The sequence below is a fragment of the Paenibacillus sp. JL3B1040 genome (genome assembly GCF_057063165.1).
In genome coordinates this window covers 1,727,242-1,749,599 of record NZ_CM169317.1, presented here as the reverse complement: position 1 = coordinate 1,749,599, position 22,358 = coordinate 1,727,242, and the positions used below count along the sequence as shown (strand labels likewise).

At 56.9% G+C, this 22,358-nt stretch carries 23 protein-coding genes; 10 read left to right on the top strand and 13 right to left on the bottom strand.

Annotated elements, in window-relative coordinates; genetic code table 11:
* Window positions 1–10: 10 nt before the first annotated feature.
* The 6 genes from ACZF99_RS07760 to ACZF99_RS07735 form a co-directional block, all read right to left on the bottom strand.
* Window positions 11–430, bottom strand: a complete 420-nt coding sequence (locus ACZF99_RS07760; RefSeq protein ID WP_483610537.1) for an acyl-CoA thioesterase — start codon at window positions 428–430, stop codon at window positions 11–13.
* A gap of 110 nt (window positions 431–540) precedes the next feature.
* Complete coding sequence (pyk, locus tag ACZF99_RS07755) at window positions 541–1,962, bottom strand: pyruvate kinase (protein WP_483610535.1); 1,422 nt, start codon at window positions 1,960–1,962, stop codon at window positions 541–543.
* A 225-nt stretch (window positions 1,963–2,187) separates the two neighbouring features.
* The gene (locus tag ACZF99_RS07750; RefSeq protein WP_483610533.1) at window positions 2,188–3,288 is read right to left on the bottom strand and encodes an acetyl-CoA carboxylase carboxyltransferase subunit alpha; all 1,101 of its coding nucleotides are present in this window, start codon (window positions 3,286–3,288) and stop codon (window positions 2,188–2,190) included.
* Window positions 3,289–4,182, bottom strand: a complete 894-nt coding sequence (accD, locus tag ACZF99_RS07745) for an acetyl-CoA carboxylase, carboxyltransferase subunit beta (protein ID WP_483610531.1) — start codon at window positions 4,180–4,182, stop codon at window positions 3,289–3,291.
* Between the two features lie 118 nt (window positions 4,183–4,300).
* Window positions 4,301–4,489, bottom strand: coding sequence for a hypothetical protein (locus ACZF99_RS07740; RefSeq protein ID WP_036624401.1), 189 nt, complete (start codon window positions 4,487–4,489; stop codon window positions 4,301–4,303).
* A 195-nt stretch (window positions 4,490–4,684) separates the two neighbouring features.
* The gene (locus ACZF99_RS07735) at window positions 4,685–5,179 is read right to left on the bottom strand and encodes a phosphatidylglycerophosphatase A family protein (RefSeq protein ID WP_483610529.1); all 495 of its coding nucleotides are present in this window, start codon (window positions 5,177–5,179) and stop codon (window positions 4,685–4,687) included.
* 268 nt (window positions 5,180–5,447) lie between these two features.
* Between ACZF99_RS07735 and ACZF99_RS07730 the strand changes: the two genes are divergently transcribed.
* Window positions 5,448–5,621: a hypothetical protein gene (locus tag ACZF99_RS07730; RefSeq protein ID WP_483610527.1), complete on the top strand. Its 174-nt coding sequence runs from the start codon at window positions 5,448–5,450 to the stop codon at window positions 5,619–5,621.
* A gap of 424 nt (window positions 5,622–6,045) precedes the next feature.
* On the opposite strand, the gene ACZF99_RS07725 is transcribed toward ACZF99_RS07730, so the two are convergent.
* Entirely contained in the window at window positions 6,046–9,810 is a 3,765-nt protein-coding gene (locus ACZF99_RS07725) for a DNA polymerase III subunit alpha (RefSeq protein WP_483610525.1), read from the bottom strand.
* A gap of 108 nt (window positions 9,811–9,918) precedes the next feature.
* Between ACZF99_RS07725 and ACZF99_RS07720 the strand changes: the two genes are divergently transcribed.
* The 5 genes from ACZF99_RS07720 (at window position 9,919) to ACZF99_RS07700 (ending at window position 13,537) form a co-directional block, all read left to right on the top strand.
* Window positions 9,919–10,248 carry a YtrH family sporulation protein gene (locus ACZF99_RS07720; RefSeq protein WP_483610523.1) on the top strand — a complete coding sequence of 110 codons (330 nt, stop codon included), beginning with the start codon at window positions 9,919–9,921 and terminating at the stop codon, window positions 10,246–10,248.
* Window positions 10,245–10,745: a sporulation membrane protein YtrI gene (locus ACZF99_RS07715; RefSeq protein WP_483610521.1), complete on the top strand. Its 501-nt coding sequence runs from the start codon at window positions 10,245–10,247 to the stop codon at window positions 10,743–10,745. The genes ACZF99_RS07720 and ACZF99_RS07715 overlap by 4 nt, the downstream gene beginning before the upstream one ends.
* Before the next feature lie 267 nt (window positions 10,746–11,012).
* Window positions 11,013–11,213, top strand: a complete 201-nt coding sequence (locus ACZF99_RS07710) for a hypothetical protein (RefSeq protein ID WP_483610519.1) — start codon at window positions 11,013–11,015, stop codon at window positions 11,211–11,213.
* Between the two features lie 141 nt (window positions 11,214–11,354).
* On the top strand, window positions 11,355–12,818 hold the full coding sequence (gene tnpC / locus ACZF99_RS07705; RefSeq protein WP_483606239.1) for an IS66 family transposase: 1,464 nt from the start codon (window positions 11,355–11,357) through the stop codon (window positions 12,816–12,818).
* Between the two features lie 419 nt (window positions 12,819–13,237).
* Window positions 13,238–13,537, top strand: a complete 300-nt coding sequence (locus ACZF99_RS07700; RefSeq protein ID WP_483610517.1) for a YtpI family protein — start codon at window positions 13,238–13,240, stop codon at window positions 13,535–13,537.
* A 69-nt stretch (window positions 13,538–13,606) separates the two neighbouring features.
* Here ACZF99_RS07700 and ACZF99_RS07695 read toward each other — a convergent pair whose 3' ends face one another.
* Window positions 13,607–14,941, bottom strand: a complete 1,335-nt coding sequence (locus ACZF99_RS07695) for a DRTGG domain-containing protein (RefSeq protein WP_483610516.1) — start codon at window positions 14,939–14,941, stop codon at window positions 13,607–13,609.
* Between the two features lie 52 nt (window positions 14,942–14,993).
* Complete coding sequence (locus ACZF99_RS07690; RefSeq protein ID WP_483610514.1) at window positions 14,994–15,722, bottom strand: YwiC-like family protein; 729 nt, start codon at window positions 15,720–15,722, stop codon at window positions 14,994–14,996.
* Between the two features lie 228 nt (window positions 15,723–15,950).
* Here ACZF99_RS07690 and ACZF99_RS07685 point away from each other — a divergent pair, with 228 nt between their 5' ends.
* Genes ACZF99_RS07685 through ACZF99_RS07675 form a run of 3 tightly spaced genes read left to right on the top strand, consistent with a single transcriptional unit; the run spans window position 15,951 to window position 16,794 of the window.
* A complete protein-coding gene (locus ACZF99_RS07685; protein WP_483610512.1) occupies window positions 15,951–16,184 on the top strand; it encodes a DUF2249 domain-containing protein in 234 nt (77 codons plus the stop codon).
* 17 nt (window positions 16,185–16,201) lie between these two features.
* A complete protein-coding gene (locus tag ACZF99_RS07680) occupies window positions 16,202–16,561 on the top strand; it encodes a hypothetical protein (protein ID WP_483610510.1) in 360 nt (119 codons plus the stop codon).
* Entirely contained in the window at window positions 16,561–16,794 is a 234-nt protein-coding gene (locus ACZF99_RS07675; protein ID WP_483610508.1) for a DUF2249 domain-containing protein, read from the top strand. The genes ACZF99_RS07680 and ACZF99_RS07675 overlap by 1 nt, the downstream gene beginning before the upstream one ends.
* A gap of 62 nt (window positions 16,795–16,856) precedes the next feature.
* Here the strand turns inward: ACZF99_RS07675 and ACZF99_RS07670 are convergent, their stop codons facing one another.
* Both ACZF99_RS07670 and hemG read right to left on the bottom strand, forming a co-directional pair.
* Window positions 16,857–17,960, bottom strand: a complete 1,104-nt coding sequence (locus ACZF99_RS07670; protein ID WP_483610506.1) for a TIGR04053 family radical SAM/SPASM domain-containing protein — start codon at window positions 17,958–17,960, stop codon at window positions 16,857–16,859.
* Window positions 17,960–19,390: a protoporphyrinogen oxidase gene (hemG, locus tag ACZF99_RS07665; RefSeq protein WP_483610504.1), complete on the bottom strand. Its 1,431-nt coding sequence runs from the start codon at window positions 19,388–19,390 to the stop codon at window positions 17,960–17,962. The genes ACZF99_RS07670 and hemG overlap by 1 nt, the downstream gene beginning before the upstream one ends.
* Window positions 19,391–19,563: 173 nt before the next feature.
* Between hemG and ilvB the strand changes: the two genes are divergently transcribed.
* Complete coding sequence (gene ilvB / locus ACZF99_RS07660; protein WP_483610502.1) at window positions 19,564–21,279, top strand: biosynthetic-type acetolactate synthase large subunit; 1,716 nt, start codon at window positions 19,564–19,566, stop codon at window positions 21,277–21,279.
* 114 nt (window positions 21,280–21,393) lie between these two features.
* Here the strand turns inward: ilvB and ACZF99_RS07655 are convergent, their stop codons facing one another.
* Entirely contained in the window at window positions 21,394–21,687 is a 294-nt protein-coding gene (locus ACZF99_RS07655) for a hypothetical protein (protein ID WP_483610500.1), read from the bottom strand.
* A gap of 136 nt (window positions 21,688–21,823) precedes the next feature.
* The gene (locus ACZF99_RS07650) at window positions 21,824–22,168 is read right to left on the bottom strand and encodes a YlbF/YmcA family competence regulator (RefSeq protein ID WP_483610498.1); all 345 of its coding nucleotides are present in this window, start codon (window positions 22,166–22,168) and stop codon (window positions 21,824–21,826) included.
* Window positions 22,169–22,358 lie beyond the last annotated feature (190 nt).

Sequence of the window (22,358 nt, the reverse complement as noted above, 5' to 3'; positions counted from 1 at the left end):
TAAGCAAAATTTATGGTTTTCGGGCTTCCTCCAACGCGGCGTACCATTCCGGAAACACTTTCTTGAATTGCACCGGCTTGAAGTCTTCGCGGCGAACCACGTAATGGGACGAAGAACCCTCCACGCAAAGGGTGCCTTCCCCGTTGTACACTTCGTAGCCGTAGGCAGTTATGACGCCGTTGTTCTCGATAACCCGCGTCTTCAGCAACACGGTTTCGCCATAACGGATCCCGCGTTTATATTCCACCTTCATTTCGTGGACGGGCGAAATATATCCCGCTTGCTCCATCTTGAAATAATCAAAGCCGAGATTTCGGCTCAGTTGGAGTCTCCCGAGCTCGAACCATTCCAGATAATGGGCGTGGTAAATAATCCCCATCATATCGAACTCCGAATATTTCGGCTCAATGGCCACTTCGCAAACGTACACGCACTCCGCTCCTTTCCGAATTTTCCGTTATTCTTGGCAAAAAAAGCAATGGTCCCGAGCGGGCCCCATTGCCTTTTTTGTGACTCAATCGATATATGATAACCTAGCGGCTACTTGCGGATTTGCCCGATCTTCACCAGGTTCGTCGATCCCGAACGTCCCAAAGGCACCCCGGCGGTAATCACGACGAGGTCGCCCTCCTTCACCAGACCGGAATCCAGGCCACCCTTCATCGCTTTGTCGAACATTTCGTCCGTCGTGCTGGCCGTATTGCCTTTCACCGGCGTTACGCCCCAGTTCAGGGCCAGACGGCGCAAGGTTTGATCTTCGGTGGTCACCGCGATGATCGGCGCTTTCGGACGATATTTGGAGACCATCCGTGCCGTATAACCGGTTTCCGTCGAAGTAATGATCGCTTTGGCGTTCAACTCCAGCGCGGAGTTGGCCACCGCTTGGCTGATCGCTTCGGTAACGGTCGTTTGTTGCGCATTGCTTTGTTTGATGAAAATTTCACGGTATTCCAACGCGGATTCCGCTTTCTCCGCGATGCGTGCCATCGTCAACACGGATTCCACCGGATATTTCCCGGCAGCCGTTTCGCCGGAGAGCATGATGGCGTCCGTACCGTCGAAAATCGCGTTGGCTACGTCACTCGCCTCGGCGCGCGTAGGTCTTGGGTTGCGCTGCATGGAGTCGAGCATTTGCGTTGCGGTAATGACCGGTTTGCCGACGCGGTTGCATTTCTCGATCATGCGTTTCTGTGCCAGCGGCACGTCTTCCGCCGGAATTTCCACGCCAAGGTCGCCGCGGGCAACCATCAAGCCGTCGGATACTTCCAGGATTTCATCGAGGTTGTCAACGCCTTGCTGATTTTCGATTTTAGAAATGATTTGGATATGAGTCGCGTTGTGTTGCTCCAGCAATTGACGGATTTCAAGCACGTCGCTCGCTTTACGAACGAAGGAAGCGGCAATAAAATCGATGCCTTGTTCGATCCCGAACTTGATGTCGTTAGCGTCTTTCTCGGTGATGCCTGGCAGGGAAATGTTTACGCCGGGTACATTAACGCCCTTTTTGCTCTTGACGGTACCGCCATTGACGATGCGGCATTTGATTTCCGTACCTTGGATCTCAACGACCGTCAAACCGATCAAACCGTCGTCAATCAGAATCGTCGAACCGACTTCCACATCTCCGGGGAGCTCTTTGTACGTAATGGAGATGCGTTCCTTGTCGCCGAGAATATCTTCGGTCGTCAAGGTCAGGAATTCGTCCTGTACCAGTTCAATCGGTTCTTCTTTCAGTTTACCGGTACGGATTTCAGGACCTTTGGTGTCCAACAGTATGGCGATTGATTTCCCCAACTCTGCACTCGCTTGACGGATGGTTTTGATCCGGTTGCCATGCTCCTCGAAATCACCGTGGGAGAAGTTCAGGCGAGCGACGTTCATTCCGGCCATAATCAGCTTCTTGATGTTTTCTAACGACTCACTGGAAGGACCGATAGTACATACGATTTTTGTTTTGCGCATTTGGGTTTCCTCCGTTTAAAATAGTTCTCTCTATATAATCTTTTCCAACAACTAAATTTACTATAGTTTTGTCGATTTGTATAGGAAGTTTATCATATTGTAACGAACATTCTGCAAACGCACGTTGCGCCCAGCGTCTAAATTTCCAGTATTCCCCGAAACAGGCGAAAACAACCTTGCCGCTGGTCCCGGCTTCGGTTCCATCGGAGGTTATCGCCCTGGTTCTTAATTGTCCTCGGCAGCTTGGGCTCCGGGGCCCTCCGAGGCTGCCGCCGACTCGCCCGACGCGTCCGAGGAAGCCTCTTCCTCGATCACTCCGGCGACTTCGACTTCGGCCAAGCCTTCCGGTGCCGCCTGCGCTTCCGTCTTGCCCGCCACCTGAAACTTGCCGATTTTACGGAATTTCCGGTACCGGTCTTCCATCAGCTCATCCGGATGCAGATGGGATAGTTCTTCCAGATGGCGCAGCAGCGCGGCTTTGATCGCTTCCGCGGTCGATTCGTAATCCCGATGCGCGCCCCCGCGCGGCTCGGGAACGATCTCCTCGATCACTTCCATCTCCAGCAGGTCTTGGGCGGTGATTTTCATCGCTTCCGCCGCCTGATCGGCTTTGGAGGCGTCCTTCCACAGGATGGAGGCCGCGCCGTTCGGCGAAATGACGGAGTAGATCGCGTTCTCCAGCATCAGCACGCGGTTGCCTACGCCAAGCGCAAGCGCGCCTCCGCTTCCGCCCTCTCCGATCACCACGCAAATCACGGGAACCCGAAGCATTGCCATATCCCGCAGATTGCGGGCGATGGCTTCCGATTGCCCCCGTTCCTCCGCCGTGATTCCCGGATAGGCGCCCTTCGTGTCGATGAACGTAATGATCGGACGCCGAAACTTGTCCGCCTGCTGCATGAGCCGCAGCGCCTTGCGGAATCCCTCCGGATGCGCGCTGCCGAAGAAGCGGGCGATATTGTCCTTCGTATCCTTCCCCCGCTGCTGGCCGATAACCGTGACCGGAACTCCGCCAAGCTTGGCCAATCCGCCAACGACGGCCATATCGTCGCCAAATACCCGGTCGCCGTGGAGCTCGATGAACTCCTCGAAGATCAGCCCGATCATATCGAGCGACGTCGGGCGCTGATGATGGCGGGCCAGATGCATTTTTTGCGAAGGAGAAATGTTGCTGTAGATCTCATCCTCCAACTGCCGATAGCGCTCTTCCAAACGTGTGATTTCTTCCGAAAAATCGATGCCCTTCTCGGTACCAAACTGCTCCAGTTCCTGAATCTTCTCGCGCAGCTTCACGAGAGGCGTCTCAAAAGGCAATTCGCCTGCCATTTATGCTCCTCCCTTCACGCCGTGCATATCCAGCAATTTCGCCAGCGTCGACTTCATGTCCTTCCGGTGGACGACTAGATCGAGTTGACCGTGCTGCAGGTTGAACTCCGCGGTTTGGAAATCGTCCGGAAGCTTCTGGCGGATCGTCTGCTCGATGACGATTCTTCCGGCAAAGCCGAATACGGCGCCGGGCTCGGCCACAATGATGTCGCCAAGCATGGCAAAACTGGCCGATACGCCGCCCGTGGTCGGATCCGTAATGACCGAAATATAAAGCCCGCCTTGTTCGTTCAACCGGGCCAGCGCCGCGCTGGTCTTGGCCATTTGCATCAAACTCAAAATACTCTCCTGCATCCGCGCTCCGCCCGAAGTCGAGAAAATGATCATCGGCAGGCGTTTTTCGGTTGCCGCCTCGATCGCGCGGGTGATTTTCTCCCCGACGACGGAACCCATGCTGCCGCTAAAGAAATCGAAGCTCATCACGGCCACGACGGCCGGAAAACCTTGGATCGTCCCCTCGCCGGTGACGACCGCCTCGCGGAGGCCCGATTTCAGCGTCTGCTGCTCAAGCTTGCTCGCATATCCCGGAAACTCCAGCGGATCGACGGAAACGAGGTCCGCATCGTACTCCGTAAAGCTGCCTTCGTCGAACGTATAACGGATCCGCTCCAGCGCATTCAGACGCATGTGATGGCCGCAAGCCGGGCAAACCATGAAATTCTTCTCCAATTCTTTACTGTATTGAATCGCGCCGCAGCGGCCGCATTTATTCATCAAACCTTCCGGAATTTCGCGTCTGGGCCGATCCGCCTGCGGCGAGCCCTCTTCGCTACCGGTTCGTCCTGAGGGAATGGTCGCGTACTTCCTCTTCTTCTGAAACAAATCTTTGAACACAACTACACCTCTTCAGCCGTTTATTTATCGTGACAGCTCCAAAAGTCCGTTAAACCCAGCCGACCCTTATGAACCCGCACTTCCAGGCCTCATCTACAACAGGAATCCGAATCCCTCGCTAAGGATGCAGAATCGAGTTCAATACCTCTTGCACTTCTTCCAGTTCCCCGGAAGGAACCAAAATCTCAAACTGCTGTTTGGATAAATTAACAGGACGTGTTTGGACGAGAAAGCCTTCTTCGGTGAGTTTGGTCTTGATCATATCCGCAACTTTCGCGGTAGGCGCAATATACATAACAGTCCACATGCCCTTTTCAAAGCCCCCTAACCTAATCTTTGAGCCCGGATAATAGAGTAATGATAACATAATTTTCAAATTTCCCGCAACAAAAGGAAAACCGCGCCGAACGCGGCCCGAAGCGGGGGATTTGCCGCGGGCCCCCGCGCAGTGTGAAGAAGGAGCGGGCCTATCGGCGGGATAGGGCACCGTTTCCTTTTCCGTTTAATCGGAACCGGTAGGGTAAGTGGCGGCCTGCTCGTGCTTATGGGCAATCCGGGCGGAAGCGGCTGCCGCGAGGCCCGCGACCAAATCGTCAAGAAAGACGTGGATGCGCCCCCCCTGATTGTTCAGCTTGCCGATGATTTGCGGTTTGGCCTTGTCCAAATAACCGAAGCTCGTCAGACCGATCATCCCGAACACGCTCGTGATGCCCAGCGCCATCGTCTCATCCACCCCATAGAGCGGCTCGTCGGCCTCCATGATCGCCTGCAAAGGCTCCGGAAGCCGCTTCCGCTCGGCCAACTCGTCGAGGGCGATCCCGGTGAACAGGGTATATTGGACCTCTCTTTTTTGCAGCACGGCCTTAACGCTGTCCAAACATTGGTCGAGCGTCAGATCATCATGGTACTCCGTTTGCAGCGAATATACAATTTGGGCAATTTCCTCCAGCTTGACGCCGCGGCGCTGCAGTTGGGCTTCCGCCAGTTCATAAGACATACGCATCTTCCTCCCTCATTCCGGAACAACCGCCGTTGCCGGTCGTTGACGCGCTGCCGGAATTCGCTTTACGGGCGTTCCCGCCCGGTTTTGGGTTCTTGGCTTTTCGTGTTCCTAAGTGTATGCACGAGCCATGGAAAATGTTCGTTAAAACTTGTCCTTCCCCCCCAACCTGTCGCGCAGGTCGCCAGTGAGTAGTGGAGGATGCGGCATACTTGACATTGACGGAAGGCGCTGGGTGCTGGGAGCTAACGGAAGCGCTGAGAGCTTGGCATTATCGGAGACACTGGGCGACGGGGCGATAACGGAGGCGTTGATCGCTTGGCACTCGTTCGGGGCGCTGGGCGACGGGGCGATAGCGGAAACTAGGTGCTGGGTGCCGGGGCGTTATCGGAGGCGCGGTCGCCTGGCACTACTGAAGCGCTGGGCGCTGGGGCGATAACGGAGGCACTGAGCGCCTGCGCTAACGAGCTTCTGGTCGTCGCGCAGCGCTAACGAGCTTCTGGTCGTCGCGCTGCGCTAACGGAACGTAGCGACGTTATTTGGCTATTTCCCGGCTATTTCCCGATATAAAGGAACCTAATGACCTTATTCGACGGTTAGAGCAGCTAAGTTACGGGTTTCACCGCAAATAAGGTCTCCTCATTCCGTTAGATTGGGATACTCTCCTTTTCTGCGCAAATAGCGTCTCCAGGTTCCGTTAGACCGGCGCGGGTAATGGAGTCCGGGTGTCAACTGACGCGGATCGTAGTATCCCAGTTGATGACTCCTGAGCAACTGCGCTGACGGAACGTCCGTTACATCTGTGCGCGCCAACAATAAACCGGTCCTGCAACAAGTGCAGAACCGGTTAAGCAAGGCGCATTTCATTTAATCTTGACCGTGTCGGGGCCGAGCATTTGCTCCATTGCGCGGATCAAGTCCGGCGAAGGCTTGATGCTGTAGCGCTCCGTCAAGGCCAGGAGCTTGCCGGTGCTTTCGTAGAACAGCACCGTGGCGACCGGGCCGGGATGCTGCTCCAGCAGCAGCTTGAGCCGCTCGAGCAGGCGCGCGTTCTCCGCCGCGGCCGTGATCTTGATGAAGACGCGCTGCGCCGGCGTCTTCTCCCGCTCGCGCCGCGCGCCCGGCGCGGGCGGCGGAGCCGCGGCGGCTGGCTGCGCTGCGGCGCCGGGGCTTGCGCCTGCGGCGCTGGCGGGGCGGGGCCCGCCAGCAGCGGCCGCAGGCGCCCCGCCGGCCGCGCGGGGCCCCGCGGCCGCACCGCGTGCGCCGCCTTTGCCTCCGGCGGCGGAGCCGGCCCCGCGCCCGCGCGCCAGGCCGCGGCGCAGCTGGGCCAGGCTTTGCTCGCTCAGCGGCGCCACTTCGTCGGCCAGCAGCTTGAAGCCCTCGTCCTGCTGCTGGACGACTCCGCGCAACGCGAGCAAAGCCCCTTTGCCGACGTGGGCGGCCGAGCGCCGCCACACTTCGGGGAACAACACGACCTCGCAGCGTTCGATCTGGTCCTCCAGCTCCATGAACGCCATCGCTTTGCCCTGCTTGGTCGTGATCGTCTTCACCGACACGACCATCCCCGCCACGACCGTGCGGCTCTCGTCGGGCACTTCGGCCAGATCCATCAGCCGGTCGACGCCGTCCCCCTCGAGGAGCGCGTCGAAATCGTCCAACGGATGGCCGGACAAATACAGACCCAGCAGCTCGCGCTCCAAATCCAATTGCTGCCCGGCCGTAAACTTCGGCACGTCCGGGTATTCGATGTCCCAATTCGGCGACTCCACGAAATCGAACAGCTGGATCTGCAAGTCGTCCCGCTCCTTGCGCCATTTCAAGGCCGCCTCAACCGTCTCATCCAGCATCGCCAGCAGTTGGGCGCGGTGGCCCGGCAGGGAATCAAACGCCCCGCCTTGAATCAGCGACTCGATGACCCGCTTGTTGCAGGTACGCAGATCCACCCGGCGGCAAAAATCGAGCAGGCTGTCGAACGGACGCTCCTTCCGCTCGCGCAAAATACTTTCGATCGCCTGTGTCCCGACGTTTTTGATCGCGGCCAGGCCAAAGCGGATCACGCCGAGACTCGGCGGCTCCTGTTCGGGTTCGGCGGAACCGGCCTGCAGACTGCCGCCGGCCTCCGCGCTCCCCGCCGTGCCGACTCCCGCCTTCGCGATTCCGGCGTCTGTCCCCGCCTGCGGCGTAAACAGCACGCCGCTCTCGTTCACGTCCGGCGGCAGCACGGTGATGCCCATGCGGCGGCACTCCACGATGTATTCCGCCACCTTGCGGTGGCTGCCGGTGACGGCTGTCAGCATCGACGCCATAAATTGCACCGGATAATGCGCCTTGAGATACGCCGTCTGGAAAGCCAGCACGCCATAAGCGGCCGCGTGGGCGCGGGGAAAGCCGTAGTCGGCAAAGCGGACGATCATGTCGTATACCGCGTTCGCCTCGGCTTCGCTATAGCCTTGCGCCACGCTGCCGCCGACGAAATGGCTTCGCTGCTCATCGAGCACCTCACGTTTCTTCTTGGACACCGCGCGGCGCAGCAAATCGGCTTCGCCCAGCGAAAAGCCGGCCATTTTGGAGGCGATCTGCATAATTTGCTCCTGATACACGATGATGCCGTACGTATCCTTCAGGATCGGCTCGAGATCCCGGTGCGGATATTCCACGCCGATCTGCCCGTGCTTGCTGGCGATGAATTTGGGGATGAACTCCATTGGACCCGGACGGTACAGCGCATTGACGGAGATGATGTCCTCGAACACGGACGGCTTCAGCTCCTTCAGCACCCGCCGCATGCCCGTGGACTCCAGTTGGAAGACGCCGGTCGTTTCCCCGCGGCCCAGCATATCGTACGTGGCCGGGTCGTCGTCCGAGATATGCCGGAAATCGGGGGCATCCCCCGTCTGCTCCTTGATCCAGTTCATGCAGCGCTCGATGATGGACAAGGTGCGCAGCCCGAGAAAGTCCATTTTGAGCAGGCCAATCGCTTCCAGGTTTTCCATCGAATATTGCGTCAGTGCGGTATGCTCGCTGCCCGCCTGCAGCGGGACCGCATCGGTCAGCGGATCGCGCGAGATGACGACGCCGGCGGCGTGGGTCGAAGCGTGCCGCGGCATGCCCTCGACCTTCATCGCCATGTCCAGCAGCCCTTTGACCCGCGGGGAGCCGTCGTACATCGCCTTCAGGTCCGGGCTTTCCTTCAAGGCGCGCTCGATCGTCATCCCCAGGTTGCCGGGGATCAGCTTCGCCGCCTTGTCCACTTCGCCGAACGGCACGTTCAGCGCCCGTCCCACGTCGCGTACTGCGGCGCGGGCCGCCATCGTTCCGAACGTGATGATCTGGGCCACGTGCTCCGCCCCGTATTTGTCGACCACGTAAGCGATCACTTCGTCCCGCCGCTCGTCGCTGAAATCGATATCGATATCCGGCATCGTCACCCGCTCCGGGTTCAAAAACCGTTCGAACAACAGATTGTATTTGATCGGATCCACGTTGGTGATGCGCAGCACGTAAGCGACCAAGCTGCCCGCCGAGGAGCCCCGGCCCGGTCCGGTCGCAATCCCGTTCCGATGGGCGAACGCGATAAAATCCCAAACGATCAGGAAATAATCGGAGAACCCCATGCTGGCGATCACCTCCAGCTCGTAACGCAGCCGCTGTTCCAGCCGCTCCCGTTCCGTCGGATCCTGCCAGAGGTCCAGGCCGCCGTAGCGTTCGGCCAAGCCTTTTTGACACAACTCCGCCAGATAGCTCCCCGCGGTTTGTCCCTCCGGAATCGGGCGGTACGCCGGCAAAATATGCCGGTCGAATTCCAACTCCAATTTGCAGCTTTCGGCAATTTTCGCCGTATTGGCATACGCCTCCGGCAGATGCGGGAACAGCTCGGCCATTTCCTCGGGCGTTTTCAAATAAAGCTGGTTGGTGTGCATTTGAAGCCGGCCTTCGTCCTCCACCGTCTTCCCCGTACCCACGCAAATGAGCACGTCCTGCACCTCGGCGTCTTCCTTGCTCAGATAATGCGCGTCATTGGTGACCACGAGCTGCGCCCCGATTTCCCCGGCCAGCTGAACGAGCTGCGGATTGACTTTCTTTTGTTCGGGGATGCCGTGGTCCTGCAGCTCCAGGTAAAAGTCTTCGCCGAACGCCGCCTGGTAGCGCAGCGCGGCTTTTTTGGCTTCCTCGTAGTTGCCGCGCAGGAGATGGAACGGCACTTCGCCGCCGAGGCAGGCGCTGAGGCAAACCAAACCTTCGTGATGGCGCTCCAGCGCGTCCCAGTCGATCCGCGGCTTATAGTGGAAGCCCTCCAAATGGCCGATGGAGCAGAGTTTCATCAGGTTGCGGTAGCCGGTTTCGTTCTTGGCCAGCAAAATCAAATGATGGATCGGCTGGTCCTGCCGGCTCCCCCGTTCTTTGCGCGACCCCGCCGTAAAATACATTTCGCAGCCGACAATCGGCTTGATGCCGTGCTTTTTGCACAATTTATAAAAAGGAACCGCGCCGTACATGACCCCGTGATCCGTCAGCGCCAACGCCTTCATGCCGGAGGCCGCCGCCTTGGCGACAAGCTCCTCGAGCCGTGCCGCGCCATCCAGCAAGCTGTATTCGCTATGTACGTGCAAATGAACAAAGCTGTCCATGCGATCCCTTCCTTTCGAACGATTTACTTAATATTTTATCATACATGGCTATGGCCCGCCCATAGAATGGTAGAAGACCGGACAAACCTCGGAAAGGGGCAAACGCGCATGAGTTCGTTTTTGACCAAAGCGGTCATGGATTTTTTCGTCGCTTTCGGGATCGTGGTGGGGGGAGCCATGGTCGGAGGCATCGGCGCCGTCGTTTCTCTGCAGCCGCCGACCCATACGATGCTGGATATCGCCGACCGGATCAAAATATGGGCGCTCGCCGCCGCTGTGGGCGGCACGATCGACCCGATGCGGGTCATTGAGAGCAATTTTTTCGACGGGAACTTGTCGCCGGCCATCAAGCAGATCTTGTATTTGCTGTTTGCCTTTCTCGGCGCGCATATGGGTTCGGAGCTGGTTCGCTGGATGTGCGGGGGAGGCCGGGGATGAATGAGGAAGCGAAGCAGCCGAAGCTTACGGGCTTTCGCAGGTTCATGCAGTTTGCCTCCGTGTTTATCCTCGGGATGGTGACGGGAAGCATCGTCTACAACGTCATCTATCAGACTAGCTATAATTTGCTCTGGATCCAAAACAAGGATCTGACGATCCAACTGCATCAAGCGGAGGAAGACATCCGAACGCTGAAAAAATACAACAACCGCTCAACCGTCATCAAAGAAATCAAAATCCGGGTGGAGGAGCGCGATCCGCCGCTGGATTCGTTGGCGGTCAAGGAAGTGACCGAACAGCTGCATGACGAGCTGGAGGTGCTGCGCGGCCGGAATATTTTCGACATCGATTCCGACGCAAAAATGGCGCGCACGCTGCTAAACCGCAAAATCTACGTCGTGCGCGACAAGGAATATACCATCCAGATCAAAACGATGCTGGTGAGCGACGGGGTGCTGCAGATTTGGGTGGATATGAGGCCATATATCCGACTCTAGCAAATCATGTTAAAATAGTGGTAATTAAAAAAATGAATTTTGATCACGAGGCGGGGGCGGAGGGGCGGACTCGGCGTCGAATCTTGGATTCACCCGGGCTTTCCGCTGCTCACGTAGGCTCTACCTACGCTCCGCTGCTCAATCCCTAGCTTCATCCAACCTTCTCGGTGCTGAAAATCCTTTTTTTTAACTTTGATTGAATGGCTAATTAAAAAAATGAATTTTGATCACGAGGCGGGGGCGGAGGGGCGGACTCGGCGTCGAATCTTGGATTCACCCGGGCTTTCCGCTGCTCACGTAGGCTCTACCTACGCTCCGCTGCTCAATCCCTGGCTTCATCCAACCTTCTCGGTGCTGAAAATCCTTTTTTTAACTTTGATTGAATGGCTAATTAAAAAAATGAATTTTGATTGCGAGGCGGGGGCGGAGGGGCGGATTCGGCGTCGAATCTTGGATTCACCCGGCTAGGCCATGCGGGGAGAATAACTGCAGTAGTGGTTACTACTTAGGTCTCCTCCTATCGCGAGGAGATTTTTTTTTTGTCTCAAGCAGTAATTCCCATGCAAACGTCGAATGTAATATTATCCATTGAATCATGAGGTGAGCCGTATGAAGCTGACGAAACAACAGGTCAATACTATTTGTAAAGGCGATCAGGAGATTGCCAGTTACTTTCATGCGCTGCTGGATCAAAATGAGAAGCTCACCCAAATCGTAGAGAAGCAAGCCAAACGCATTCAACAATTGGAGAAGCGAGTTCAGGAACTGGAGCGCCAACTCGGCCAGAATAGTCAGAACAGCAGCAAACCGCCTTCGAGTGACGGATTCCGTAAACCAACCAATTTACGCCAACCAGGAGGGAAAAAAGGCGCTCCTCAAGGTCACGAAGGTCATACGCTGCATGTGGTTACGAACCCGGATTATGTCATGGTTCATCCGCTTGAAACCTGTTCCAGCTGCGGTTTTTCCTTGAAACAGGTACCCGCACAAGAGCTAGAGAAGCGACAAGTCTTTGACTTACCTGCCCCTCGCATGGTCATCACCGAACATCAGGCTGAAAAGAAATGTTGCCCGCAATGCTGCGTCCAACAGACCGCTTCCTTTCCTTCTCATGTTCGAGCGCCTGTGCAATACGGAAGAGAAATGGCAGCATGGACGGCTTATCTTCATGCCTATCAATTGTTGCCGCTTGAGCGTATTGGACAGCTCTATGCCGATCTCACGGGATACCGCCCGAGCGAGGCCACCTTACTTGCTCAACTGGAAGAGATGACAAGTCGTCTTCAGCCGCTAGAGCGAACCATTCGCGAGCAGCTGTTAGCCAGCCCCGTGGTACACGCCGATGAAACGGGATTTCGCGTCAACGGAAAAGGGTACTGGATGCATACCGTGTGTAACCAAGAGTGGACACTCTTGTTCGCCCATCCCAGCCGCGGAAGCAAAGGAATGGATGCCATGAATGTATTACCCCACTATAAGGGGAATCTCGTTCATGACTGCTACGCCTCTTACTTTAAAGACCAGTATGCTTTCCGTCATGTGCTTTGCAATGCGCACCTGCTGCGGGATTGTAAAGAAATTGCCCAGTACGATAACCATCAATGGGCAACCGATATGACGACGCTGTTGCAAGAGAGTTGGAAAGCTGCACGCATAGCTCGCAGCCTTCAACAGCCTCTATCTGATGCGGTGGTCCAAGCATTCAGATCCCGTTATGATGATATTCTGCAGCGAGGTCGTGAAGAATGGGCGAAAGATGCCGTGCCCGAGAAAACGGGACCTCGCGGAAGAAAATCCAAGAGCAAAGCAGCCAATCTAGGTGGGAGGTTTCTGGCGTACAAAGACGCCGTACTCGCCTTTCTTTGTGATGCCCGAATTCCTTTTGACAACAACCAAGCGGAGCGAGATATCCGTATGGTGAAAGTCAAAACGAAGATATCTGGTGGATTCCGCACTTCGCAAGGTGCGGAGCAATTCGCTCGCATCCGCGGCGTCATCTCCACGTTTCGCAAAAAACAACTCCCCATCTTAAACTCCCTGATTTCTGCACTTCAAGGTCAATTCAGTTTCTAACAGCACCTAAGTAGTAACCAGTAGTGCAGTTATTTTCTCCAATTCTCGAGTTTAACCGAAGATAGCTGCGAGAATGCAGTTATTTTCCATGAAAGAGCCGTTTTTATCCATATTCACAGAAAATAAATGCACCTACGCAGCTATTTAGCCGTTTGGGGGCGGGGGCGCGGAAATAACTGCATCTGCGCATTTATTTCGGCGATCTCGACGATCTCCTAGATCTCGATGATACGGAATTTTCATATACAATTCGATTTTCCGCTTTCTCACGCAAATTTTTTCGCTTTCTCACGCAAATAGGTATGGTTTTTCGAACACCAGTTTACCAAAATTTGAAGTCTGCTGCCGGAACTACGAGCGTTGTGAGAGCACCAGTAATCTAATCTTACATCATGCCAAAAAAGGAGCCAAATAACCCTATGATCCAAACGATTCAATACGTGCTGTACGCGATTTTTATCATCAGCTGCGTGAGCTCGGTCTTCTTCAGCTTTAAGTCGCGGCGCTCGATCGATCCGCAGACGCGGGGGATGGCGGCCGCCAAAATGAACATCAGTATGGGACTGATGCTGATCATCCTGGCCCTCATTCAAATGTTCCTGTTCAGCGGCTCGACGCTCAGGGTCGTCATCGGCGCCGTGTTTATGGTGCTGGGGGCGTTCAACATTTTTGCCGGCATTCGCAATCACGGCTTGTATGCCAGACAAAAACAGGGATAACCGGCGGCCGCCCGGCCGTTAGGCTATCCCTCCGCCCCGTCTCTAGGCAGGCGCATAGCACGTCCCGGCTCAAGCATGGTCGATCGATTGCAAAGTCATGACCGCTTTGGAGATAAGCGATTCCTGATACGTCAGCATGATTTCCAGCTTGCAAGCCCGGCGGCTCATTTCCAGCAACACGGGGATGATGACGACCGGGTTTTCGATTTGCACCGGACGCACGAAATAGGTGGCGATATTGTCGACGACAAAGTCGCCGCCGCTGAGGTCCTTGGCCGCGCGAAGCCCCGCCTGTGTCATGAGCGAGGACAGGACTCCGTGCGAAATCGTCCCCAAATCGGTGGACATCTGCGGGGTAATCATCCCTCGGAAAAACAGTTTTCCTTCCTCATCCCGTTCCTCGGCAAACCCGTTCCACATCAAATGCTCGAACGTTTCGCCGAGCTGCGGCTGATTGCGCACGTCCCGCATCGCCTGCAGCACCTCGCGGCGCGTCACCGACGAAACCAGCTTCCGGTTGCGGTCCACCACGGGCAGGAAGTCGATCCCTTCCCATACCATGATCTGCGCGGCGGAGGCCAGCGAAGTTTGCAGACCCACGGTGATCGGATGGCGGGTCATGCATTTCTCGATCGGCTGATCGCCGCTAAGCTCCTCCACGTTCTTGCGGCTGACGATTCCGATGACCCGGTTCCACTCGTCCACGACCGGAAAATGCTGATGTCCCGTCTCCAACGACAACTGGTCGAAATCGGAGATGTTGCTCACTGCCTTCAACATGTTCACCCGCGGCTTGCGGCTGACGATGTCTTCGACGAGCATGATCTTCTTCTTGATCAACCGGTCGAACAACGCGCGGTTAATCATCGAGGCGACGGTAAACGTATCATGCCGCGAAGAGATGATCGGCAGAGACAGCTTGTCCGCCAACGCCTTCACCTCCCGGCTCGTCCCGAAGCCCCCGGTGATCAGCACGCCGGCGCCCTGCTCCAAGGCCAGCGAGTGGGCATTGTCGCGGTTTCCGATAATCAGCAGGCTGCCGGCGTCGATGTACCTTGCCATGGCATCGATTTTCATCGCGCCGATCACGTATTTGTTCAGCGTTTTATCCAATCCTTCCGCGCCGCCAAGCACATGCCCCTCCACGATATCGACCACGTCGCCAAAGGTTAGCTGGTCGGAGATGTTCCTCGGCTTCTTCTCCACGCGAACCGTGCCGATCCGCTCCTTCGTTATGACGATCCCGAGGTTCTCCGCTTCCTTCACGGCCCGGTAGGCCGTGCCTTCGCTAACGCCCAGCGCTTTGGCCAGCTTGCGCACGGATATTTTCGTCCCGATCTTCAGTCCCTCGATATGCTGGAGCAGCTGTTCGTGTTTTGTGACGCTTTCTTCCGGTCCCTCCAACTGTTATACCCCCTTGCCCGAATCTGTACTATTCTGTATCCATTATACACCTTCACGCGTAGGTCATCCAGACGACGGCCAGGACGATAACAGAATAGACAATTTCCAGCATGCCGGACTGCTTCACCGTGATTTTCGTCCGCGGAAACCAGACGGCTCGGGCCAGCAGGACAAGCGCAGCCAGTTGCAATGCCGGAGACAGAAAGCATAACGCGAGAAACGCCAGCAGCAGATGGTAAACGACGGAGTAGACGTAGAAACGCTTATTGTTCCGTTCGCGAATGATCGTTTTAACGTAATAAGCCGTGCCGATGAAATACCCCGTACTGATCAGGAACAATTCCGTCGCTAAGCGTAGATCGGTACCTCCTCCCAGATGATAGGAGATAAACACCATCAGGCTGAATTGCACGATCGCCGCAATGTCATTCAGCAAGGCGCGTTCGCGTTTTCGCTTGGCGTAGAGGGCATTCACCGCAAATAAGGGGACGAACAGGAGCGACATCGCAAGAACTGCGGGACGGAGCAGGACCAGAAGGAGCGCCGCCGGGACCAGCAGCGCCCCATAGAATAGCAACGGCTTGCGGTAGCGGGCGGCTTTGGCTTTTCCCGTCCGAATCCATTGCAGCAAAGGGAACATAAACAAATAGATCAGAAGCCAGCAAACAAACAGCAATCCGTGGATCGCCCCGGGGGAAGAGGCGAGCATACCGAACAGAAACGGGACGACAAGCATGGCCCAGGCCCCGTGCTGGTTGGGAATGAAATCTCGGATACGCACGTGATCGGTTCCTCCTTCAGCTTCAAGTTAAGCTTAAATTACGGACATTATAATCAGCCGGCAAGGTCGCCCCAGTGACAGGAATCACTGGAAACATGACGGCTTCCGGACAAATCCGCGGAGAACTTTTCGCCGCCGCGCAACTTGTGACTGATATCACAATCCCTATCCGTTCCGTTGATATAATGAGGTCGAATCGTTAAATTTTTAACTTTAGGAGGACTTCCCATGAGTCAATTCAAAGCTACCGTCAACGCCACCGAGTACCCGCCGCAGCTCAAGCATAAGACGATTTTTGCCGCGTTTAATTCCTTGGAGCCGGGGGAAGCGATGCTGCTCGTCAACGACCACGACCCGGTGCCGCTCCGCTTTCAGTTCGAAGCGATGCATCCCGGCGGTTTTACTTGGGAGTACATTGAGCAAGGGCCGGAGACGTTCCGGGTGAAAATCGGCAAAAACTAAAGCAGGGGGAATGCCCTATGGCTAAGATTACGGTTATCGACGACAAGACGATCAAAATCGCCGTGGAGCTGGAAGATGCCTTGCGCATGATTGAAGAAGCGGAGAGCAACCTCGAACGCTACGCGGGCGAGATCCTTACGATCGCCGAGAAAATGCCGGAATTTCAATATACGTATTTCTGTTTCTATGCCTACGATACCTCCACCCTGTTCGAAAAAATGCTGGGGATCGATCCGAAGCAGTATTTGTCCTTCTCCCTGGATGCGCCGGACTCGTTCTTCTATACGTTATATGGCGGCATGAAGGGACTTAGCGCTGCGGCGCGATTATGCCAAGCCTTCACGGCCGAACGGACCGATGTGGAGGTGAAGGCATAATGTCAAGCCGCATCGTTGAACTCGACGTTCGTCCGCTGCTTCGCCAAGGCGAAGAACCGTTCAGTGCGATTATGGACACGGTCGGGAAGCTGGAAGCGGGCGACAGCTTCGTTCTGCACGCCACCATGAAACCCGTTCCGCTTCTGAAGGTGTTGGAGACCAAGGGCTACAGCCATGTTTGCGAACAACTGGCAGAGGATCATTGGAAAGTGACGTTTGAACCGATCCGATAATGGGGATGATGCTGAAAAGGAGGCCGTTCGGCCTCCTTTTTTGCGTTGTGATGGACGATGCGCTATTTCTCTTTCCCCGAATACCCCGGGGGAAGATAGGAGCAATACGGATCGCTTTCCAAATAATCGCCCGTGACCGCGTAGGCCCTGGCTCTGGAGCCGCCGCACAGCTCCTTGAATTCGCAAGCGCCGCACTTGCCTTTAAGCAGCGATTTGTCTCTTAGCTCCCGCAGGATCGGCGAATTCCGGTAGATGTCCGTAAGCGAGGATTCCCGGACATTCCCGCAGCTGACCGGCAGGAAGCCGCTGGGGTAAACGTCGCCGACATGGCTGATGAACACGAAGCCGTCCCCGTCGTTTACCCCTTTGGGGGAACGGCCGAGCACGTCCCTGCGTTTTGGGGCTGCCGCGGCGCCCCCCGCGGAATCCGCGTTCAGCTTCTGCTGCTGCATCAACACGCGGCGGTAATGAGGCGCTTCTGTCGCTTTGATGCCGTAAGGCATCTCCCGCTGCATCTGAGCCAGCCAAACCATCACCTGTTCATGCTCTTCCGGGGAGATCATGTCCTTCACCATGCCCCGCCCCGTCGGCACAAGGAAAAACACGCTCCACAGTACGGCGCCCATCCCTTTGACCGTTTCCGCGATGCGCGGCAGGTCGCTCAGGTTATAGCGGGAGACGGTAGTGTTGATCTGAATCGGGATTTCCAGCTGCTGCAAATATTCGATCCCTCTCATCGTCATCCCGAAAGAACCCGGTGTGCCGCGGAAATGGTCATGGATCTCCGCCGTCGAGCCGTCGAGGCTGAATGCCCAACGGGATAGGCCGACCTCCTTCGCTTTGCTTACGGCGGACAAGGTAACCCTCGGCGTGGCGCTTGGGGTCATGGATACCGGCAGGCCTTTTTCATGGATCGCATACCGGGCCAGATCAAACAAGTCCGGGCGCATCAGCGGGTCCCCGCCGGTAAATACGAACAACGGATCGTCCATCTCCGCGATTTCGTCGATCAGCTTCTTACCTTCCTCGAAAGACAGCTGTCTCGGATCGGGACGATACTGGGCCTCCGCCCGGCAATGCAGGCATTTCAGCGCGCAAGCCCGCGTTACTTCCCAAATGACGATAAACGGATTTACGGTATAGTCTTTCCATTGTATTTGTTGCATCACCGTTCATCTCCTAACCAAGTTAACATGGCTTCCGCCGCTTCCTTGCCTTGACGGATGCAATCGGGAATACCGACGCCGCCGTATCCCGCTCCGCACAGCAAGACGCCGGGCATCGTCCGCTCCAACTCGCCGCGCAGCGCTTGCAGGCGCTCCACGTGACCAACCGGATACTGCGGCATCGATTCGGGCAAAGCGGACATTTCGCAAAACAACGGTTCGGCCTGAATCCCCATCAGCTCTTCCAATTCCGCAGCCACGCGGCGGCGGATCTCCGTCTCCGGCAGCGCCGTCCAGGCTTGGTCCCCGAGGCGTCCGATGTACGCGCGCAGCAGCACGCGGCCTTTCGGCGCCGCATGCAGCCATTTGGACGACGTCCACGTGATCGCCGTAATCATGCGCCCTTCGCCGCGCGGAATCAGCACCCCGGAGCCGTTCAAATCATGCGCGACCGCTTCCCGTGGGTAGGCGAACGCCAGATTCGCGACCGAAACGTAGCGGATTTGCTCCAGGAAGGCCGCGGCGGAAAGCCGCTTATGGAGCAGCTTCGCCGCCGCAAAAGCCGGCGCCGCCACGATCACGCCGTCCGCCTCCAAGCGCCCGCCTTCGCTTAACGCCAGTTCGTAGCGCTCGCCACGCTTGTTCAGCGCGGTGACCGCTTGTCCCGTGATCACCCGCTCGCCTTGCAGCGCATCGGCAAGGGTGTCCGTCAGCACGGTCAATCCGCCTTGCAGCGTCAAGAACATGCTGCCGGCCGCCGCTTTCGGCAGCCCGGGCGACGGTTTGGGCGGGGGTTGTTTTTTGCTCGCCAGAAGGCCGAGGATTAAGCTGCGGTGTTGCCGCTCCATCTCCATGAATTGAGGGAACGTCGCCTTTAAGCTAAGCGCTGCCGTATCTCCGGCATAAATGCCGGCGAGCAGCGGCTCGGTCATGTTGTCCAGCACCTCGCGGCCCAGCCGGCGGCGGATGAAACCGCCCAGCGACTCGTCCTCGCCGCCGCGTTTGGCCGGCAGCAGCAGATCCAGGGCCGCGCGCAGCTTGCCGGCCGGCGACAGCAGGCCCGTCTTGACCATCGGCCACATCTGCGTCGGAATGCCGAGCATCAACCCCGGCGGCATCGGATGAAACCGACCGTGATGCATAATGTAGTTCTTTTTGGCCGACGGATTCGTTCCGACCAGCAAATGCTCCAAACCCAACTCCTTCGTCAGCTCGAGCACGGCCGCTTTTCGCGCGATGAAAGAGTCGGGGCCTTGCTCTATCGTAAAACCGTCCCGGCGTAAGGTGCGGATGTTCCCGCCTAGCCGGTCCGTTTGCTCAATGATCGCAATTTTGGCGTCGATCCGCCGTTCGCCAAGCCGTTTCCGGGCGTAATAAGCGGCGCTTAGCCCGGAGACTCCCCCGCCGATCACCGCGATGGTTTTGCTCACTTCATTGGACCTCCTTCGAGCTGTATGATGGCGTTCTGCCATAATCAAGCCAGCCCTTCACTCGTATCCTCATCATCGTACCCCCTGAATCCGGGACGTTTTATGACTGGAGTCACTCCGGATGGGGACATCTCGCGATAAAATGGTCAAAATTCCACCGGGAGGTCGTTTTGATGAGAATCGCCAACGAACAAACGCCGTCATTCGCAAAAACCGGCGCACATCTGCTAATCGAATGTCTGCGCGGGGAGCAGGTCGACACGATCTTCGGTTATCCCGGCGGCGCGGTCATTCCGATTTACGACGCGCTGTACGATTGCCGGGAAATCCGGCATGTCCTGACCCGGCACGAACAAGCCGCCGTGCACGCCGCGGACGGGTATGCCCGGGTAACGGGCCGGGCCGGCGTTGCCCTGGTCACCTCCGGGCCGGGGGCGACGAATGCGGTCACGGGCATCGCCAACGCCTATATGGACTCGATCCCGATGGTCGTGCTGACCGGACAAGTCTCCACCGATCTGATCGGGCGCGACAGCTTCCAGGAAGTCAATATTTTCGGGATGACGATGGATGTGACCAAACACAATTATTCCGTGATGGACGTCCGCGAACTGCCCCGGGTCGTCAAAGAGGCGTTCCATCTCGCCGTCACCGGAAGGCCGGGCCCGGTTCTGATCGATCTGCCCAAGAATATCATGACAACCCGTACCGAACTGGAGCCGGCCTTCGAAGTCCATATTCGAGGATACGAACCCCAGTCCGGAATCGACGAGAACACCATGCGGCTTATTGCCGAAAAGATCGGGAGTTCGTCGCGCCCGGTGCTCGTAGCCGGCGGCGGTGCGGCGGCATCCGGCGCGGCCGAGCAACTGCTCCGGCTGGCCGAAGCCGCGCAAATCCCCGTTGCGACCACGCTGATGGGCATCGGCGCTTTTCCGTCGCGCCATCCTTTAAATCTCGGCATGCTCGGCATGCATGGCACGTATGCCGCCAACCGGGCGGTTCATCGCGCGGATCTGCTGATTTGCCTCGGCACGCGGCTAAACGACCGGTTATCCGGCAAGGCGAAGTCGTTCGCTCCAAACGCCTGGAAGATCCACGTGGACATCGACGACGCCGAACTGGACAAGAACATCCCCGTGGAGCTCAAAATCCGCGGGGAGGTCGGGGAGCTGCTGCGCAGGCTGAATTCATGCCCCCTTCCTCCCAAGCAAACCGATTGGCCGGAGGAAACCGCCGGATGGCATAGAAAGGTGCCGCATTTCGCCTCCGCGGCCGGATCGCTGAATCCGCAGGAGGTCATACGGTTGATCGACAAGCATACCCAAGGGAACGCGGTAGTGGCGACCGACGTCGGGCAGCATCAAATCTGGACGGCGCATCACTACCGGTTTTCCCGCCCCCGCTCCTTCCTGACCTCCGGGGGACTCGGCACGATGGGCTTCGGCTTCCCGGCCGCGATCGGCGCGGCGGTCGCCCTGGGCGGCTCCGCCGCGCCGCCGGTCATCTGCATCACCGGAGACGGCAGCTTTCAAATGAATCTGCAGGAGATGATGACCGCCGTTGATTACGGGCTGCCGGTCAAAATTGCCATCCTGAACAACGGATATCTCGGGATGGTTCGGCAATGGCAGCAGCTGTTTTATGAGCGGCGGTACTCCTCCGTACACATCACTTCGCCCGATTATGTCGCTTTTGCCGGCGCGTACGGGGTGCCCGGGTTCCGGGCGCAAACGCCGGAACAAGCCGATGCGGCGATCCGGCAGGCGCTTGCAATTCCCGGCCCCGTTCTCATGGAATTTAACGTGCGGGAAGAGCAAAACGTATACCCGATGGTTCCGCCCGGGGCCGGAAACGATCAAATGCTGACCGGCGAGGGCGAAATATAGCGCCGAGCCTGATTTGCATTTGCACAAACAAGGGACGGTCCCGGAAGACTGCTGCTTCTTCCGGGACCGTCCCTGTCCATTTTCAGGCCGGCCGTTTGCCGCAAAACCTGATATTTATGCATTTTCGCCGCGTTTGCCGTCCTCCTGCCATCGGAGCTCCAATTCACGGTATTTTGCCCGCCGGATTTTATCCAGCTCGCGCTGCTTCTCCTCGCCGACGCCCAGGAGAAAATGGAGGTGCGCCCCGATGACGAGGAAAGCGAACCCCGCCCACACGGCGCCAAACAGCGACACCCAGCCTGCCCCAGGCTCAAAAGAAATCATCGGCAGTGCATATACGAGCATCGCCAATGCCAGAATCAGATAAACGACATGCTTCCATTTGCTCGGTTTTTTTACGGTTTTCATCTTCCGCAGCTCCTTCATTTCATAGAATACGAGATACGAGATTGTGCGTTGTGCCTTGTCTCTTCTATCTCTATGAACCGTGCTGCGGGAATATGATAGAAACTTGCGAATGAAAGATAGCGGAAAAAGCGGGGATTTAGATCCCCGCGCCGTATAGGTGGGCCAGGCTGTCCGTAATAATCTTGTTGACGTCCTGAATGATCACGCTAAGCCGGCGTTCGGCGTCAAACAAGCGGCGGATATTCAGATTCAAGCTAAGCACCTCGAACAGCTTCTCCATTTGTTCCATTTCTTCGGACGAGGGCATCTCCCCGGCCATCATCCGCTGCTGCACTTCATTTTGGCGGGCTCGGAAATCGTCCAGCATCCGCTTGCTTTCGGGATCGGCGTCCACCAGCTTCATCGCTGCCGTAATTTCAGCCACCTCCGGGCTGTCCTTCAAGGCTGCCGCCAGGTCATGCGCTTTGTCGTAAATGTTCATTTGTAAACCTCCATTTTTTAATTAATGAAATACAGACAGGTAAGGCTGGCCTGTCCCGTACTAGCTTATGCCAACGCTGTAACGACTTGCGCTAACGCCGTATGGCTTCCGCTAACGCTGATCAGAAGGCTTATTTGCCCCAAAAACAAGGAGATCGAAATGTAACGCTGATCAGACACCTTATTGTGAG

Coding starts and splice junctions, on each gene's coding strand:
- ACZF99_RS07750 (WP_483610533.1), bottom strand. CDS start 3,288: ATGGCAGGCGAATTGCCTTTTGAGACGCCTCTCGTGAAGCTGCGCGAG.
- ACZF99_RS07685 (WP_483610512.1), top strand. CDS start 15,951: ATGAGTCAATTCAAAGCTACCGTCAACGCCACCGAGTACCCGCCGCAG.
- ACZF99_RS07675 (WP_483610508.1), top strand. CDS start 16,561: ATGTCAAGCCGCATCGTTGAACTCGACGTTCGTCCGCTGCTTCGCCAA.
- ACZF99_RS07700 (WP_483610517.1), top strand. CDS start 13,238: ATGATCCAAACGATTCAATACGTGCTGTACGCGATTTTTATCATCAGC.
- ACZF99_RS07715 (WP_483610521.1), top strand. CDS start 10,245: ATGAATGAGGAAGCGAAGCAGCCGAAGCTTACGGGCTTTCGCAGGTTC.
- pyk (WP_483610535.1), bottom strand. CDS start 1,962: ATGCGCAAAACAAAAATCGTATGTACTATCGGTCCTTCCAGTGAGTCG.
- ACZF99_RS07680 (WP_483610510.1), top strand. CDS start 16,202: ATGGCTAAGATTACGGTTATCGACGACAAGACGATCAAAATCGCCGTG.
- ACZF99_RS07650 (WP_483610498.1), bottom strand. CDS start 22,168: ATGAACATTTACGACAAAGCGCATGACCTGGCGGCAGCCTTGAAGGAC.
- ilvB (WP_483610502.1), top strand. CDS start 19,564: ATGAGAATCGCCAACGAACAAACGCCGTCATTCGCAAAAACCGGCGCA.
- tnpC (WP_483606239.1), top strand. CDS start 11,355: ATGAAGCTGACGAAACAACAGGTCAATACTATTTGTAAAGGCGATCAG.
- ACZF99_RS07725 (WP_483610525.1), bottom strand. CDS start 9,810: ATGGACAGCTTTGTTCATTTGCACGTACATAGCGAATACAGCTTGCTG.
- ACZF99_RS07720 (WP_483610523.1), top strand. CDS start 9,919: ATGAGTTCGTTTTTGACCAAAGCGGTCATGGATTTTTTCGTCGCTTTC.
- ACZF99_RS07735 (WP_483610529.1), bottom strand. CDS start 5,179: ATGTCTTATGAACTGGCGGAAGCCCAACTGCAGCGCCGCGGCGTCAAG.
- ACZF99_RS07670 (WP_483610506.1), bottom strand. CDS start 17,960: ATGCAACAAATACAATGGAAAGACTATACCGTAAATCCGTTTATCGTC.
- ACZF99_RS07655 (WP_483610500.1), bottom strand. CDS start 21,687: ATGAAAACCGTAAAAAAACCGAGCAAATGGAAGCATGTCGTTTATCTG.
- ACZF99_RS07740 (WP_036624401.1), bottom strand. CDS start 4,489: ATGTGGACTGTTATGTATATTGCGCCTACCGCGAAAGTTGCGGATATG.